This window comes from Nguyenibacter sp. L1, assembly GCF_035199985.1.
Taxonomy (GTDB): Bacteria; Pseudomonadota; Alphaproteobacteria; order Acetobacterales; family Acetobacteraceae; genus Gluconacetobacter; species Gluconacetobacter vanlangensis.
Genome location: NZ_CP127015.1, coordinates 478,751 through 495,242, shown reverse-complemented (window position 1 = coordinate 495,242; position 16,492 = coordinate 478,751). Strand labels below are relative to the sequence as shown.

The following is a 16,492-nucleotide window of genomic DNA, read 5'->3' as shown; positions in this document are numbered from 1 at the left end:
GCATAAAGGGGGGGTATAAGGAGGAACGCGGACATGTCGAACGGGGACGTCGAGCCGGACTGGCTGGTCTGGGGGCGCGAGATCCAGGCGATCGCGCAGACCGGCCTGGCCTTCACCCGCGATCCCTATGATCGCGAGCGCTACGAGATGCTGCGGGCGCTGGCCGCGCGCGTCATGGCGGCCCATACCGGTGCCCCGGTCCGGCGGATCGAGGATCTGTTCGCCGCGCAGGAGGGCTATGCCACGCCCAAGGTCGATGTGCGGGCCGCCGTGTTCGACGGGGCCGGGCGTCTGCTGATGGTGCGCGAGACGCTGGATGGGGGACGCTGGACCCTGCCGGGCGGCTGGGCGGACGTGAACGTCACCCCGGCCGAGAGCGCGGTGAAGGAGGTGCGGGAGGAAAGCGGCTATGTCGCGCGGGTGCGCAAGCTGGCCGCGCTGTGGGACCGCACGCGCCAGGGGCATCCCGCCACCCCGTTTTCCTGCGCCAAGCTGTTCTATGTATGCGACCTGGCCGGGGGCGCGCCGGCGACCAGCATCGAGACCTCGGGCGTCGGCTGGTTCGCCCGGGATGCCGTTCCGGCCGACCTGTCGCTGGGGCGCGTGCTGCCGCGGCAGGTCGCGCGCATGTTCGCCCATTACCACGATCCGGCGCTGCCGACGGATTTCGAATAGGCGCCGCGGCGCGGACGTTCGGGCCGCAGGAGATTGAAATCGTGCCTTTCATGGCACATATGCTGCGGCGGTTTTGTGTTTGGAGCGGGATGATTTCAGGGAGCTGGAATCATCCCACCTTAAGTATTTGTTTTGGCAATCATCATCGTGCCTTCGGGCGATTCCGTCCGGAAGCATGATGATCCAGCGGAAAGAGGACGAGATGGTCGAACAGGCGACGACAGGGGGCGAGCAGCATGAATTCAGTGCCGAGGTCGGGCGGCTGCTCGACCTGGTGGTCCATGCGCTTTATTCGGAACGCGAGATCTTCCTGCGCGAACTGGTCGCCAATGCCGCGGACGCCACCGACCGCCGCCGGTTCGAGGCCCTGACCGATGCCGCCCGCACCCTGCCGGAGGATGCCAAGGTCCGCATCGATCCGGAAAAGGATGCGCGCCGCCTGACCATCAGCGACGATGGCGCGGGCATGAGCAAGGAGGAGCTGGCGCGCAACCTGGGCACCATCGCGCGGTCGGGTACCCGTGCCTTCGGCCAGGAGCTGGCCAAGCACAAGCCCGAGGAACGCCCGAGCCTGATCGGCCAGTTCGGCGTCGGTTTCTATGCCGCCTTCATGGTGGCGGACCATGTCGACGTCGTGTCGCGCCGCGCCGGCAGCGACGAGGCGTGGCGCTGGTCGTCCGACGGCAAGGGCAGCTTTACGCTGAGCCCCGCGACGCGCGAGCGGCCCGGCACGGATATCGTCCTGCACATCAAGGAGGATGCCGACGAGTTCCTGGATGCCTGGCGCCTGGAAGCGATCGTGCGCAAATGGGCCGACCATATCGCCTGGCCGATCACCATCCGCCGCGACGGCGAGGACAAGACGGCCAATGCCGGCACCGCCCTGTGGCGCAAGCCGCGCGCCGAGCTGACCGAAGAGCAACTGAACGATTTCTACCGGCATGTCAGCCATAATTTCGACACGCCGTGGGCGACCCTGCACTGGCATGCCGAGGGCACGCTGGAATTCACCGCCCTGCTGTTCATCCCCGGCAGCCGCCCGTTCGAATTCGGCGAGCAGGTGCGCGACAGCCGGGTGCGGCTGCATGTCCGGCGCATGTTCATTACCGACGAGGCCGGGCTGCTGCCGTCCTGGCTGCGCTTCGTCCAGGGGGTGGTGGACACCGAGGACCTGCCGCTGAACGTATCGCGCGAGATGCTGCAGGCGACCCCGGTGCTGGCCCGCATCCGCAAGGCGGTGACCAACCGGGTGCTGAACGAGTTGCGCAGCCGGGCGAAGGACGCCGAATCCTATGCCGGGTTCTGGGAGAATTTCGGCCCGGTCCTGAAGGAAGGGATCTGGGACGATGCCGAATACCGCACCGACCTGGCCGGTCTGGCCCGCTTCCGGTCCAGCACGCAGGAGGGGCTGACCACGCTGGCCGACTATGTCGCGCGGATGAAGGACGGGCAGGAGGCGATCTATTACCTGACCGGCGACAATGCCGGCACGCTGCCGGCCTCGCCGCAGTTGGAGGGGTTCCGTGCGCGCGGGATCGAGGTGCTGCTGCTGTCCGATCCGGTCGATTCCTTCTGGCCCGACCGGCTGGGCACGTTCGAGGGCAAGGAACTGCGCGGCATCAGCCAGGCCCATGCCGACCTGGACAAGTTCGAGGCGCCGCAGGACGACGCGCCCCGCGCGGACCTGGACGCGCTGCTGCCGGCACTGAAGGCCGCGCTGGGCGAGGCGGTGTCCGAGGTGCGGGGTACCAACCGGCTGGTGGGCAGCGCGGTCGTGCTGTCGGCGTCGGCGCAGGGGCCGGACCTGCAGTTGCAGCGCCTGCTGCGCCGCAGCGGCCAAGCGGTGCCTGACCTGGCGCCGGTGCTGGAGATCAATGCCGCCCATCCGCTGATCCGCGACCTGGCGGCGCGGGTGGCGCGGGGCGAGGCGATCGATGACGTCGCGCTGATCCTGCTGGATGTGGCGCGCATCCAGGACGGCGAGAGCCCCAAGGACCCGGCGGGCTTCGCCAGCCGCCTGACCGCGACCCTGGCCCGGGCCGGCGTCTGATTCGATGGCTTTTCGGGGGGCGGCGCGGTTTTAGGCCGCGCGCCCTTCCATGACTCTCCGGATCGTCCTGGCCGGCGGCTCGCCGAATGTTTCGGCGTAATAGGCCGAAAAGCGCCCGAGATGAAAGAAGCCGCATTCCATCGCGATATGGGATACGCCCCGCCGTGCCAGATCGGGTGCCAGCATGGCGCGTCTGGCGCGGTCCAGGGCCCGCTGGCGCAGCCACGCGCGCGGTGTCATGCCCGTTACCTGTTGGAAGGCGGATCGGAGAATATAGGCCGGGATACCGATCTGCTGCGCAATGGCGGCGACGGAGAGGAACGTTTCGTCGGATTCGTCGATGACGTGGCGAGCCCGGGAGAAAACGCTATATGCGAACGTCCCGCGCAGGGGGGCGGGATCCGCGCCGCGACCGGCATATGACACCATCTCTGAAACGCGGTCGGTCACGAGACCGGGGATAATAGTGTCGAGCTGTCCCGGAGCGCGCTGGGCGGTATCCGACGCGGCCGACATCAGCGCCGCGAGCCAGCCCGCCATGTAGGGCGTTTCCGGATAGGCGGATACCGGCATGACGCCACTGAATCTTCGGGGGTCGAATTCCGGCAGCGCCACCCGCTCGATCAGAATATAATAGGCGTGACAATCTTCCTTGCCGACCGCGGTGATTTCATGCCCCCCGACATGGAGGAATGCCTTGTCGTGGCGTTGCTGGCCGTTGATCAACCCGCCGCCGCTGGCGTGGAGCGGCAGCACGATGGCAATACTGTCCGGTGGGGGACTGGTGGTCTGACCGATGGAGACTTTCATCGTCTCCTCGATGATCGAGACATGCCCGAACGACGCGATCTTGACCGCGCCCTCGAACGCACCTCTCCCCAGTTGCATGTAGCGCTGTTCCCAGCCTGGCAGGGCCGTCTCCTGTTCGGACGCATCGGCGAACCTTTGCATCCTGAAACTCTGTGACATTTTCGCGCCCTTCACCATTTCATATGAGCAACGTATCGAATGCACAATAATTGTGCAATTAAATTTACGAAGCTGGATATTGCCCTCTCACCCGACCTGCTACCCACAAAAAAATGCAGTCGCGGAGAGAGATTTTGATGAGTAAAATGATCACCGCCGGTTCGTGGCTGATGTTCCTGGCCCTGTTTCCCGTTGCCGTTCATGCCGATGACGCATCGTTCGTACCCGAAACCGTCTCGGTCAAGACGAGGATGTCGCCGGGCCCCAATGTCGTCGTCAACCAGATGGGGATGGCGAGCAGCACGCTGTACATCTATTCGGCGCGGGACCTGACCCTGAAAGGGAGTGTCAGCGGGGGTGGGTGGGGACTGTCCACGCTCTCGCGCGACGGGAATACCGCCTATATGGCGTCCAGCTTCTTCAGCCGTATTACCTATGGAACCGGAGAAGACGTCCTTCAGATCTTCGACGTACCCACCAATACGGTAACGAAGGAAATCCGCCTTCCATTCAAGATCACGCAATATACCCCCGATGCCGCGCAACTGCGCCTGAGCGCGGATGAAAAGTTCATCTATGTCCAGAACGCGACCCCGGCGACGTCCGTTACCGTCGTCGATCTGGTAAACGACAAGGTTCTGCAGGAAATACCGCAGCCGGGCTGCTATGGCATCTATCCTGCCCTTCAGGGGCATGGTTTTTCCACCATCTGCACCGATGGCAGCTTCATGACGTTCACCCTGGGGGCGGACGGTTCGACCTTTACGTCACGGAGAAGCGAAAAGATCTTCGACGTCGATAGTGACCCGATTTATCTGGCGTCGGCGCGGGCGGGCGGGGACCTGCTGTTCATTTCCTACAATGCCAACATATATCGGCTGTCGGACCAGGGCGGCGTGATCAGGACCGTCAGCGTCACCAGCCTGACGCGGGGGATTCCCGGCAACTGGGGCACTTCGGGCTATGGTGTCCTCGGCTACAACGCAGCCGATAATGTTCTGTTCGTCCCGATGTATCCCAATCATCATGAGGGTACGCATCATCGTGGCGGCAAGCAGATCTGGGCCTACGACCTGACGCGCAGGACGCTGCTTTCGCGCTCTCCGGTGGACGATATTTCAACGATCGCCGTCAGCACGGGAGAAAAGCCGATCCTCTACGGCCTGAATATGGATAAGAATCTCATCGAGGAATATGCCGCCGATAAAAAACACGGTTTCTCTCTCAGCAAGACGGCCGAGCATACGGATTTCGGCTTCGCCACGATGATCATGGGCGATCTGTAATGCATGCCGGCGCCCCATCGGACCTGTCGCTCTCTCTCGTTGTCTTCATTCTGCTCGTCTTCCTGCGGGCGGGTGGGCACAAGCTCTTCGACTTTGCCGTATTCACCGGTTATGTCGCGGATTACCGGATCATTCCGGAACGGTTTCTGTCTGTCGCCTGCGGCGTGCTCGTAGCGGCTGAACTGCTGGTGGTTCTGCTTCAGGTCGTCCCTGGCGGCCGGATTTTCGGGCTGGCTCTGGCCGGCGGATTGCTGGCGGCCTACGCCCTCGGCATGGCGGTCAATATCGTTCGTGGACATACCGATATCGAATGCGGATGTGGTGGCGCGGTCCAGCATCTGTCCTGGTCGTTGGTCATTCGAAATTGTCTTCTTATGGCAATCATCGGCGTCGCGATGGCGTATCCATCGCATGGATTTGACGCTTTCAGTTCCGGAATCGCCGTTCTCTGCGGAGTCTCGTTCTGGATCGTGTTCCTGCTCGCAGAGCAGATTCTTGCCAATTCATCATTGGCCCGTCTTACGCGGCAAGACGGCGGATTCGTGAGAACCTGATATGACGCTTATCATTTTCATCCTGGCGGTCATCGTCCTTCTTCTGGTGGCGCTCGCGCTCTGCCTGCTCGCGCTGGGCCGGCAGGTGGGTATTCTGTTCGAACGCATTGCGCCCATGGGCGCGCTGGTGAACGATTCGGGCCCTGCCGTCGGCCAGCAGTCACCCCCTTTCACCCTTGCCAGCCTGACGGGCGGCACGACCGTCATCGGGCGTGGAACAACGCGCGCGACCCTGGTGTTCTTTCTGTCTCCGACCTGTCCCGTCTGCAAGAAGTTGCTTCCCATCATCCAGTCGATCCGCAAGGCCGAAGGCAATTGGCTGGACGTGGTGCTGGCCAGCGACGGAGAGCGCGCGCAGCACGCGCGGTTCATCGAGAAAGCCGGCCTGGGGAGCTACCCTTATGTGGTCTCGGCCGAGCTTGGGATTGCCTATCGGGTCGCGCGTCTTCCGTACGCGGTCCTGCTCGACCGGGACGGCATCATTCGTGCCAAGGGGCTGATCAACAGCCGTGAACAGTTCGACAGCCTGTTCAACGCATTCGAGATGAAATTCGGCTCTATCCAGTCCTATCTCGACGCGCAACCGGCGGCATAGAAACAAGAATTTTCAGAACCGTATCCCCTGTCACAGTCCATGATCTGAAACATGAAAGGAGTTCCACCGGATGGCCAAGCGGGTCGATAATTGGGTTGAATGGATGGATGGCCTGGCCGAGGCCGGCATGCGCCGTATCGCCAGCATGTCCGGACGCCGCAGCCTGCTCCACAAGGCGGGGACAATCTTCGTCGGCGGCGCCATCCTGCCGATGCTGCCCTATGACAATTCGAATGGTGTGTCCCATGCCGCGGAACCGCAGGTGGGCGGCACGATTCCCGACGATTGCCAGTATTGGCGCTATTGCTCGCTGCATGGCGGCCTTTGCAGCAAATGCGGCGGCAGCGTGACCCAGTGCCCGCCGGGAACCACGCCGTCGAAGGTGGCCTGGGTCGGCACGTGCCGCAACCCCAGGGACAACAAGGATTATCTTGTTTCATACAACGATTGTTGCGGGAAGGCGGGCCAATGCGGGGATAGCTGCACGCGGCAAGAGCGCGACCGTCCGGGCTATCGCATGGGCCTGGCCAGTGAATCGAGCTGGTGCGTCGCCAACGGTCAGCAGGGGGTCCATTGTACGGTCGCCATCGTCGTCGGGCTGGCGGAATGAGAACGCGCTTTCTCTCCGCGATGATCGCGATCGCGTCGTCATCGCCGGCCTTCGCCGGCGATGAGGGGAAGGCGCTCTATCTCGAGACGTGTTCGGGTTGCCACCAGGCGTCGGGACAGGGGCAGCCGGGTCTCGCGCCGCCGCTGTCCGATCGCGCATTATGGGGAGGGCTGGGCGATGCGAAGGCGCGCTATATCGCCGCGGTCATGCTGAGCGGCCTGAACGGAACGATCGACGCGCAGGGCAATCGATATGAGGGTCTCGCCATGCCGCCGCAATCGCAGTTGAGCGACGGGCAATTGGCATCCGTCGCGACCTATGTCCTTGACGGCCTGAATGGCGCGGACGCGCATGTGGCGGCCGATCTGCTTGCAGCCCTTCGTCGGAAGCCGCTGTCCCATTCGGAGATCAGGGCAATGCGTGCGGCCGCGGTCAAATGAGACGCCAATCCGTCCTTCTGGCCGCGATCCTGCTTTTTTCGGGCAACGCGCTGGCGGAACCGTCGGCGCGCACGCGCTATCTGCTGAAATGTTCCGGCTGCCATCTTCCCGACGGATCGGGAGAAATATCCGGTGGAATTCCGAATTTCGTCGGGCAGGTCGGCGTATTCGCGGACCTGCCCGAGGGGCGATCCTATCTGATGCATGTTCCGGGCGTGATCGGGTCGAGCCTGGATGACAGGGAAATCGCGGAGGTCATGAATTATATCATGAAGAGTTTCGCGGGTGCATCGCTGGGGCGGGATTACAGATCGTTCTCTCCGCAGGAAGTTTCCGCGCTTCGGAAAGAAGATATCGGAAACCTGGTGGAATACAGGCGAAAATTGGCGGCGCTGCTGAAGCGGCGCGGCGTCGCTCTTCCCGCCTATCCCTGGCCGTAGGACGCCATCAGTCCGCAGACCGGCAGCGTTGCCCGTTACGGACTGACGGCATGGGCGATCGTGCAGGCATCACGCTTGAATCGGATTACGTATTCAGGAAAACAATGATGACCAAGTCGTTTTTTCTTACCTCTTGTGTGACGTCCGGCCGATCTGCGCGAATGGACGAACACGGAATTGTCGCGCGCCCTGGTCGCGGCCTTGCCCGAAACAGGGTGCTCGGCCGGCCAGCGCCGCTCGGCCTTGCGTTTCTGTTGACGGCATCCGTCAGCCTGTCGGCCTTTGCCGCCGATCCCGACGTCGTGAGACCGTATCAGAAGCGGGCCCATAGCCAGGCGCGTGCCCATCCTGTCCGGCGCGCCGCCTCCTCGCCCGCGGCGGAGAGCATATCGCTCAAGGACGAGACGATCCAGGTCAGTGCGTCCCGTTTCCGGTCGCATGGCGCGGAGGCGATGGTCACGCGGCACGTCATGGACCAGTTCGTGTCGGGAACCAGTCCGCTGAAGATCCTCTCGGCCACGACCCCGGGGGTGACGTTTGCCTCGGACGACGCTTTCGGCCTCGATACCGCTGCCAATACGCTTTATATTCGCGGCTTCGACCAAAGCCAGATTGCGGGAACGCTTGATGGAATTCCCATGGGTGACCAGGGATTTCTTCAATATAACGGATTGAGCGTGGACCAGGCCGCGATTCAGGACAATATCGTGGCCATGAGCGTGTCGCAGGGCGGCGGCGCGGTCGATGTGCCGTCGTTGCAGAATCTGGGTGGGGCCATCCAGTTCCATACGGCCGATCCGGATGACCGGATGGGGGGACGCGCCACGCAGATGTTCGGAAGCAATAATGCCGTCCGGACCTTCGTGCGCCTCGACAGTGGAAAGCTCAACGCGAGCGGTACCAAGTTTTTCGTGTCCATGGCCCGGACGGACAATGACAAATGGAAAGGGTATGGCAGCCAGTTGGAGGAGCAGGTCAACGCAAAACTGGAACAGCCCGTAGGCGATATCGGGACAATTACTGCCCTTTTCAACTGGTCATCGTTCCGTCAGTTTAATTATCTTAATATCGATATGAATATGTTCCGGACGTTCGGGACGAGTCTGGATTATCTCTACCCCAACTATGCGGTTGCCTATAATGCGGCTCTGGGGATCTATCCGGCCGCCTATCAGGCTCTTGGGAATGCGTCCGATGAAGCGAATGCGACCTATCTGGACGGCGCGCAGACCCAGGAAAACGACATCATGGGTCTTATCGGCGATTTTCACCTGACGTCGCGTCTCAGTTCGAAGACTATTCTCTATAGTCAATTGTCAAATGGCGACTATGAAGCGACCCAGCCCTTTGCGTCCCCGAACGGCGCGCCGTTCGCGCAGGTGGATGGCAAGCCCGACATGCGGCGAATCGGATTTACCGAAGCCCTGACTTATGAGATCGGGAGAAATGTCGCGAAAACCGGCACCTGGTACGAGAATAATTCTTTTTCCTTTCCCAACTATCTCTATCAGCAGCCCTTGCTTGGAGAGGGGCCGCCGCGCAATCCGCTCGGCCCGTTCCATGACCCGTTCGCCGAGGAACTGGATGACCGGTTCAATTCCAACACGTTTCAGTACTATTTGCAGGATACCTATGAGATATTTCGGAACCTGCACATTGCCGCGGGATTTCGCTCTGTTCTCCAGACGACATATGGTGGCGCCAAGCAGAACGATCCCGACCTGACCGGGCAGGATGCGCTGCCGGATGGGTCCCTTACGGCGTCCAATGCGTTTCTTCCGCATTTTTCCATCAATTACCGGATCAATCCATATAACGAGCTTTACCTGGACATTGCCGAAAACATGCGCGCGTATACGTACAACCCGTGGTTTCTTGGCAATGGCGGCGCCTGGTCCGTGGGGAATCAACAGCAGTTTCTGGAAAACAGGAATGATATCAAACCGGAGAGAACCTGGAACTATGTCATCGGCTACCGCTATGGAAGCAGGGCTGTGGACGTCACGGCCGATATCTATCATGTCGATTATTATAATCGTCTCTTGAATACCGAAGCGGGCTCGCCTCTTCAGCCGATCAGCACATTCGTCAATGCGGGACGTGAGGAAGTCAATGGCGGAGATGCCTCGGTTACGATCCGCCCCGTCGCCGGTCTGGAAATTCTCAATACGGCCAGTTACACGGACGCCGAGTACCGGGGCGATATTAATTATGAAGGCGCGAATGTCAGTTTGAAGGGAAAAAATCAGGTCGCGTATCCTCGGTTTATTTATAAAGCCAATGCGTCGTACACCTACGGGACGTTTCAGGTGAATTTCAACGCGACGTATACCGGCAGACGCCCGCTTTCCTATGTCAACGATGTTTATGTGCCGTCCTACTGGGTGGCGGGTCTTTCCGGCACCTATGGTTTCGGGCGTATCGGCTTCGCCCAGCATGTCCAGGTCAGTTTTGGCGTCACCAACCTGTTCAATTCCGCCTATATCGGTGGATTGGGCATTTCCGGTTTCCCAGTTTCCGGCGATTATCCGACGCTGTTCATCGGGGCGCCGAGACAATATTTCGGAACGGTTTCCGCCCAATTCTAGGGCATTTTATCGAGCATCTTCACCCGTTCAAACGATTCCGTTTGAACGGGATCTGCTCCAGCGCCGGTGCCGGCTGACGATATCTGCCTGCCGGCACGGGTTTTGCCGCGGCACATCCGGGGTTTTTCCTGGTAGCGTGCTGTCCGTTGGGGTATGGTTTTTGGCGATGGCACGCCCGGCACAGGCGGACGGAGCCTTGCGGCCGTCTCGCCTTGCTTTGCGCGGGGTTGAAAACCGATTGCGCCGGTGCTTCCCTGCGCGGCTTTCCAGATCAACGGAACTCGGCGGCATGAAGATCGGCAACGTACCCTATCGCAGCGTGTGGGTGGATCAGCAGGACGGCTGGTCGGTCCATATTTTCGACCAGACCCGCCTGCCGTGGGAGCTGGACATCCTGCGCCTGACCGAACGGGACCAGGTGGCCCGCGCCATCGTGACGATGCAGGTACGCGGCGCGCCGCTGATCGGCGCGGTCGCGGCCTATGGCCTGGCGCTGGCGTTGCGCGCCGATGCCGGCGACGCGGCCATGGAGCGTGACGCGGCACTGCTGGCCGGGACGCGTCCGACGGCGATCAACCTGCGCTGGGCGATCGAGCGCATGCTGGCGCGGCTGCGCCCGCTGCCCGCCGCCGAACGCGTCGCCGCCGCCTATGACGAGGCAGGGCGGATCTGCGACGAGGATGCTGCGCAGAACGAGGCCATCGGCCGTCACGGGCTGCGCCTGATCCAGGAGATTGCGGCGCGCCGGGGGGCGGACGGGGTGGTCAACATCCTGACCCATTGCAATGCCGGATGGATCGCCACCGTCGATTGGGGCACCGCGCTGGCGCCGATCTATATGGCGCACGATGCCGGGCTGAAGGTGCATGTCTGGGTGGACGAGACACGTCCGCGCAACCAGGGTGCGTCGCTGACGGCGTGGGAACTGGGCAGCCACGGCGTGCCCCATACGGTGGTCGCGGACAATGCCGGCGGGCACCTGATGCAGCACGGCATGGTCGACATGGTGATCGTCGGCACCGACCGCGTGACCCGCAGCGGCGACGTGGCGAACAAGATCGGCACCTATCTGAAGGCGTTGGCCGCGCAGGACAATGACGTGCCCTTCTGGGTGGCGCTGCCGTCGACGACGATCGACTGGCGGGTGCAAGACGGGTTGGCCGAGATTCCGATCGAGGAACGCGGCGGCGCGGAGGTGACGGCGATCACCGGACGGACGGCGGACGGACGGATCGAGACCGTGCAATTGACGCCCCCGGGCAGCGGGGCGGCCAATCCGGCGTTCGACGTGACCCCGGCGCGGCTGGTGACCGGGCTGATCACCGAGCGGGGCTGCTGCGATGCCTCGCGGGACGGGCTGGCCGGCCTGTTTCCGGAACAGGCGTAACGAGGCCGGCATAACGGGCGGGCATGGCGGGACGGAAGCCGGTCCGGCCTTGACAGGGGGCGCCGGGCCCGGCTTCCTCCGCCTTCGTCCGGACGGGGTGCTGTGCGCCCCGTCTTTGATCAGGTGACACAGGATAAGACCATGCACGCGTACCGTACCCATAGCTGCGCCGCCCTTCGGGCCAGCGATGCCGGGCAGACCGCCCGCCTCTCGGGCTGGGTGCACAGCAAGCGCGATCATGGCGGCCTGCTGTTCATCGACCTGCGCGATCATTTCGGCATCACCCAGATCGTGATTCCCGCCGGATCGCCGGTGCTGGACGTCGTGGAGCGGGTGCGCGTCGAGAGCGTGTTGACGATCACGGGCGAGGTCGTGCTGCGCGATGCGGCGACCCGGAACCCCAACCTGCCGACCGGCGAGATCGAGCTGCGCGCGCGCGCGGTCGAGATCCAGTCGGCGGCCGAGGTGCTGCCCTTTCAGGTCGCGGGACATGAGCATTATCCCGAGGATCTGCGCCTGACCTATCGCTATCTCGACCTGCGGCGCGAGAAGGTGCATCGCAACATGATGCTGCGGGCCCAGGTGATCGCCAGCCTGCGCCGCCGCATGACCGAGCAGGGCTTCGTCGAGTTCCAGACGCCGATCCTGACTGCGTCCTCGCCCGAGGGGGCGCGCGACTTTCTGGTGCCGGCGCGCATGCATCCGGGCAAGTTCTATGCGCTGCCGCAGGCGCCGCAGCAATTCAAGCAGCTTGCGATGGTCGCGGGTTTCGACCGGTATTTTCAGATCGCGCCCTGTTTCCGCGACGAGGCGGCGCGCGCCGACCGGTCGCCGGGCGAGTTCTACCAGCTTGATTTCGAAATGGCGTTCGCGACGCAGGAAGACGTGTTCGCGACGCTGGAGCCGGTGATGGAGGGCGTGTTCCGCGAGTTCGGCGGCGGGCGCACCGTCAGCGCGGCGCCGTTCGAGCGGATTCCCTATGCCACGGCGATGAAGCTCTATGGCAGCGACAAGCCCGACCTGCGCAACCCGCTGCTGATCTCGGACGTCACCGAGGCGTTCGCCGAGTCCGGTTTCGGCCTGTTCGCGCGCATCGTCGCCGACGGCGGCGCGGTGCGGGCGATCCCCGCCCCGGGGGCCGGCGATCGTCCGCGCGCCTTCTATGACAAGCTGAATGCCTGGGCGCGCGAGGCCGGGGCGGGCGGCCTGGGCTACATCATCTTCGACGCGGAGGGCGGCAAGGGGCCGATCGCCAAGAACCTGGAGCCCGAGCGCGTCGCGGCGATTCGCGAGGCGACGGGGCTGGCGGACGGCGATGCGGTGTTCTTCGCCGCCGGCAAGGGCGACGAAATGGTGAAATTCTCGGGCCAGGTGCGGACCCGAATCGCCACCGAGCTGGACCTGATCGAGACGGATGCGTTCCGCTTCTGCTGGATCACCGATTTCCCGATGTACGAGCGCAACGAGGAAACCGGCCAGATCGATTTCTCGCACAACCCGTTCTCGATGCCGCAGGGGGGACTGGAGGCACTGAACGGCCAGGATCCGCTGACGATCACCGCCTATCAGTACGACATCGTGTGCAACGGCGTCGAACTGTCCTCGGGCGCGATCCGCAACCATCGTCCGGATGTGATGATCCGCGCCTTCGAGATCGCCGGCTATCCGGCCAGCGAGGTCGAGGCCCGGTTCGGCGGCATGCTGAATGCCTTCCGTTATGGCGCGCCGCCGCATGGCGGGTCGGCGCCGGGCGTGGACCGGATCGTCATGCTGCTGGCGGACGAGCCGAATATCCGCGAGGTCATTCTCTTTCCGCTGAACCAGCAGGGCGAGGACCTGATGATGGGCGCGCCGGCGCCGGTGCCGCCCGAGCGGCTGAAGGAATTGTCGCTGGCGCTGGACCTGCCGCGCCCCAAGCCGGCCGCGTCCAAGGGGGGCCAGGTGAGCGATGCGCAGGCGAGCGATGTGAAGGCGAGCCCTGTGAATGCGAGTGGCGGGAAGGCGGGCGAATAGGCGCGCGGCGTGACGTCCGGCGCGGGGGTGGGGGGCACTGCGCTGTTGCATGCCGCGCCGCAATCGGGTCTGCTGGCGGAATGACGGGGCGAAGCGGCGATTGGACGGATTTCGGGCGTGCCTGGACGGCGCCTTTTCCGGGGGGTGTGCTGCTGGCGGCGATCTTGTCCGGCACGATCATGGCCGGTACGGTCATGGTGGCGCGGGCGGCGCCCGATATCCGTCTGGCCCCGCATCGCGCGGCCTATGACCTGACATTGGCGACGATCAAGGGCGGGGACACGGTCTCGGCCAGCGGCACCATGACCTATGCCGTCACCGATGCCTGTACCGCATGGTCGACCCAGCAGGAATTGCGGTTGCAGACCGTGTCGCGCTCGGGCGGCGTGACCAGCCTGGTGTCGGACTACGCGACCCTGGAATCGAAGGACGGGCGGCACCTGGTCTTCCGGACCGTCCAGACCTCGGACGGGCGGCCCGTCACCCGCGTGATGGGCGAGGCGACGACGGGGCCGTCGGGCGGGGAAATCCATTATACCCAGCCCGTGCCGCACAGCGTGAAGCTGCCGGCCGGCACGCTGTTCCCGATGGCGCATACCGCCGCGATCATCCGCGCGGCCGGGAGCGGCGCGCCGTCCATCAGTCCCATGCTGTTCGACGGCACCGGCGATGACGGGGCGCAATACACCTATGTGATGTTGCTGGGCTGGGGGGGACCGCCGTCGTCCAGCGGCTTTCCGGCGCTGGCGCACCTGCCGTCGGGCCGGGTGCACGTGGCGTTCTACACCCCGTCCTCGCACGATATGCGCCCGGATTACGCGATCGGCATGCGCTATTTCGCGAACGGCGTATCGGACCAGTTGGACATGGATTTCGGGGATTTCACCATGCGCGGAACCTTGCGCAGCTTCTCGCTCGGCAGCGTTCCGCCGGGCGGGGACAGGCACCGGTGCTGAATCGGGTTGGACAGGCGGGGGATGCCGCGCCCCCAAGCGCTGAGCCCACGCGCGCGGCGGTGTCCAGCGGCGGCGGCCTGGCCCATTCGTTGCGCAGCCGCCATGTTTCGATGATCGCGATCGGCGGCATGATCGGCGCCGGGCTGTTCGTCAACACGTCGGTGATGATCCGGGGGGCGGGGCCGCTGGTGCTGCTGTCCTATCTGCTGGCCGGGCTGATCGTGTTCATGGTCATGCGCATGCTGGGCGAGATGGCGATCGACTGCCCCGATGCCGGGTCGTTCGTCGGCCATGTCCGCCGCGGGCTAGGCGGACGTGCGGCCTTCGTCACCGGATGGTCGTACTGGCTGTTCTGGGTGGTCGTGACGTCGGTCGAGGCCAAGGCCGCCGCGCTGATCGTCGCGCCGATGCTGGGCGTGGCCCAATTGCCGGTGGCGCTGGGGCTGATCGGGCTGATGACGGGCGTGAACATGTTCTCGGTCCGAGGCTATGGCGAGTTCGAATTCTGGTTCTCGCTGCTGAAGATCAGCGCGATCGGCCTGTTCACCATCGTGGCGGGGCTGGCGCTGTTCGGGGTGATCGGCCCGCCTCTGCATGGCGGGATCGCGCATCTGTGGGACCAGGGCGGTTTCATGCCGCATGGGTTCAGCGCGTCACTGGCGCTGCTGCCGGCGATCCTGTTCACCTTCGCCGGGGCCGAGATCGCCACGGTGGCGGCGGCGGAGACCACCGACCCGGCGCGCAACATCGTCCAGGCGATCCGCACCGTCGTGATCCGCGTCATGCTGTTCTATATGGGCTCGCTGGGCGTCATCCTGTGCCTGATTCCCTGGAACCAGGTGCGGCCGGGGCACTCGCCCTTTCTGGACGTGCTGCACCGGATCGGCATTCCGGGCGCCGAGGGCGCGATGACGCTGGTGGTGCTGGTGGCGATCGCGTCCTGCCTCAATTCCACGCTGTACGTGACGTCGCGCATTCTCTTCGAGATGGCGGCGCATGGCGATGCGCCCGGCCGGCTGGTGCATGTCGGGCCCAGCGGCGCGCCGCGCCGGGCGATTTCCTTCGGCGCGGCGGTGGGCGCGGCCCTGACGGTGATCGCCGCGACCTTTCCGGGCGAGGTGTTCGGTTTCCTGCTGAATGCCTCGGGCGCGATCATCCTGTTCGATTACCTGATGGTCGTGTTCGCGCAGATCGCGCTGCGCGGGCGGATGCGCCGCGCGGGGCGGAGGCCGGCCTTTCCGATGCTGCTCTATCCCTATCTGTCCTGGCTGACGGTGGGCGCCATCCTGCTGGTGATGGCGACGATGATGCTGACGCCCGATACACGGGTGCAGATCGAGCTGGGAAGCGTCACGCTGGTTCTGATCCTGGCGCTGGGGATGATCGTGCCGCGCCGGGGGCGCGGGACGGACGACCGGGCGGCGCCGGAATGAAGCGTGTTACAAGCGGGCACATTTTGCCATTCACGCGCCATGATGGCCGGGCCAGAGTGACGGCGACGGAGCGGGCACCGGCCCGTCCGGATGCAGGAGAAGATTTGGAATGAGCAGGCAGACTCTCCGCCGCGCCGTCCTGGCGCTGGGTGTGATGATGGGCGGTGCGTTCGTGACCTATGACGCGACCTCGGCCCAGGCGCAGGTCTATGGCCCGGTCGCCCCGGGCTGGGCCCCGCCGCCGCTGCCGCCGCCGCGTGCCGAAATCATACCGCCGCCCCGTGGTCCGGAGTGGGTCTGGCGCCGCGGAGGCTGGGACTGGGTCAATGGCAGCTATGTCTGGGTGCCGGGCCGCTATGTGCGCTATGGCGCGCGCGGCGCCTGGGGAGGGGGCCATTGGATGCGGCGTGGTCCGCGCTGGGTCTGGGTGCGTCCCGGCTGGCGCTGACGGTTCCAGGGTTCGGTCAAGGGGCCGGGTCGAGGGGCCGGGTCAAGG

At 64.2% G+C, this 16,492-nt stretch carries 15 protein-coding genes; 14 read left to right on the top strand and 1 reads right to left on the bottom strand.

From position 1 onward, the window contains the following. The first annotated feature begins 33 nt into the window (after window positions 1-33). Together QN315_RS02250 and htpG are read left to right on the top strand one after the other, a co-directional pair. On the top strand, window positions 34-675 hold the full coding sequence (locus tag QN315_RS02250) for an NUDIX hydrolase (RefSeq protein ID WP_176640827.1): 642 nt from the start codon (window positions 34-36) through the stop codon (window positions 673-675). Between the two features lie 202 nt (window positions 676-877). Beyond that, entirely contained in the window at window positions 878-2,725 is a 1,848-nt protein-coding gene (htpG, locus tag QN315_RS02245; RefSeq protein ID WP_408904678.1) for a molecular chaperone HtpG, read from the top strand. A gap of 30 nt (window positions 2,726-2,755) precedes the next feature. Here the strand turns inward: htpG and QN315_RS02240 are convergent, their stop codons facing one another. Continuing rightward, complete coding sequence (locus QN315_RS02240; RefSeq protein WP_323991319.1) at window positions 2,756-3,676, bottom strand: helix-turn-helix transcriptional regulator; 921 nt, start codon at window positions 3,674-3,676, stop codon at window positions 2,756-2,758. A gap of 188 nt (window positions 3,677-3,864) precedes the next feature. On the opposite strand from QN315_RS02240, the gene QN315_RS02235 reads away from it, so the two are divergent. The 12 genes from QN315_RS02235 to QN315_RS02180 all read left to right on the top strand — a co-directional run bounded on the left by QN315_RS02235 (window position 3,865) and on the right by QN315_RS02180 (window position 16,444). Then, on the top strand, window positions 3,865-4,980 hold the full coding sequence (locus QN315_RS02235) for an amine dehydrogenase large subunit (RefSeq protein WP_323991318.1): 1,116 nt from the start codon (window positions 3,865-3,867) through the stop codon (window positions 4,978-4,980). After that, entirely contained in the window at window positions 4,980-5,534 is a 555-nt protein-coding gene (locus tag QN315_RS02230; protein ID WP_323991317.1) for a MauE/DoxX family redox-associated membrane protein, read from the top strand. Before QN315_RS02235 ends, QN315_RS02230 begins: the two co-directional genes overlap by 1 nt. A gap of 1 nt (window position 5,535) precedes the next feature. Further along, complete coding sequence (mauD, locus tag QN315_RS02225; protein ID WP_323991316.1) at window positions 5,536-6,129, top strand: methylamine dehydrogenase accessory protein MauD; 594 nt, start codon at window positions 5,536-5,538, stop codon at window positions 6,127-6,129. A gap of 70 nt (window positions 6,130-6,199) precedes the next feature. Continuing rightward, window positions 6,200-6,739, top strand: a complete 540-nt coding sequence (locus QN315_RS02220) for a methylamine dehydrogenase light chain (protein ID WP_323991315.1) — start codon at window positions 6,200-6,202, stop codon at window positions 6,737-6,739. After that, a complete protein-coding gene (locus tag QN315_RS02215) occupies window positions 6,736-7,179 on the top strand; it encodes a cytochrome c (RefSeq protein WP_323991314.1) in 444 nt (147 codons plus the stop codon). The genes QN315_RS02220 and QN315_RS02215 overlap by 4 nt, the downstream gene beginning before the upstream one ends. After that, window positions 7,176-7,619, top strand: a complete 444-nt coding sequence (locus QN315_RS02210) for a hypothetical protein (protein ID WP_323991313.1) — start codon at window positions 7,176-7,178, stop codon at window positions 7,617-7,619. The genes QN315_RS02215 and QN315_RS02210 overlap by 4 nt, the downstream gene beginning before the upstream one ends. 50 nt (window positions 7,620-7,669) lie before the next feature. Then, window positions 7,670-10,207, top strand: coding sequence for a TonB-dependent receptor domain-containing protein (locus tag QN315_RS02205; RefSeq protein WP_323991312.1), 2,538 nt, complete (start codon window positions 7,670-7,672; stop codon window positions 10,205-10,207). Between the two features lie 289 nt (window positions 10,208-10,496). Beyond that, on the top strand, window positions 10,497-11,594 hold the full coding sequence (gene mtnA, locus QN315_RS02200) for an S-methyl-5-thioribose-1-phosphate isomerase (protein WP_323991311.1): 1,098 nt from the start codon (window positions 10,497-10,499) through the stop codon (window positions 11,592-11,594). Window positions 11,595-11,735: 141 nt separating this feature from the next. Beyond that, window positions 11,736-13,607, top strand: coding sequence for an aspartate--tRNA ligase (aspS, locus tag QN315_RS02195; RefSeq protein ID WP_323991310.1), 1,872 nt, complete (start codon window positions 11,736-11,738; stop codon window positions 13,605-13,607). A gap of 80 nt (window positions 13,608-13,687) precedes the next feature. Continuing rightward, window positions 13,688-14,563 carry a cell envelope integrity EipB family protein gene (locus QN315_RS02190; protein ID WP_323991309.1) on the top strand — a complete coding sequence of 292 codons (876 nt, stop codon included), beginning with the start codon at window positions 13,688-13,690 and terminating at the stop codon, window positions 14,561-14,563. Continuing rightward, window positions 14,557-15,996 (top strand): amino acid permease, encoded by a 1,440-nt coding sequence (locus QN315_RS02185; RefSeq protein WP_323991308.1) that lies wholly within the window; start codon window positions 14,557-14,559, stop codon window positions 15,994-15,996. Before QN315_RS02190 ends, QN315_RS02185 begins: the two co-directional genes overlap by 7 nt. Window positions 15,997-16,105: 109 nt before the next feature. Continuing rightward, window positions 16,106-16,444, top strand: coding sequence for a hypothetical protein (locus tag QN315_RS02180; RefSeq protein WP_323991307.1), 339 nt, complete (start codon window positions 16,106-16,108; stop codon window positions 16,442-16,444). Window positions 16,445-16,492 lie beyond the last annotated feature (48 nt).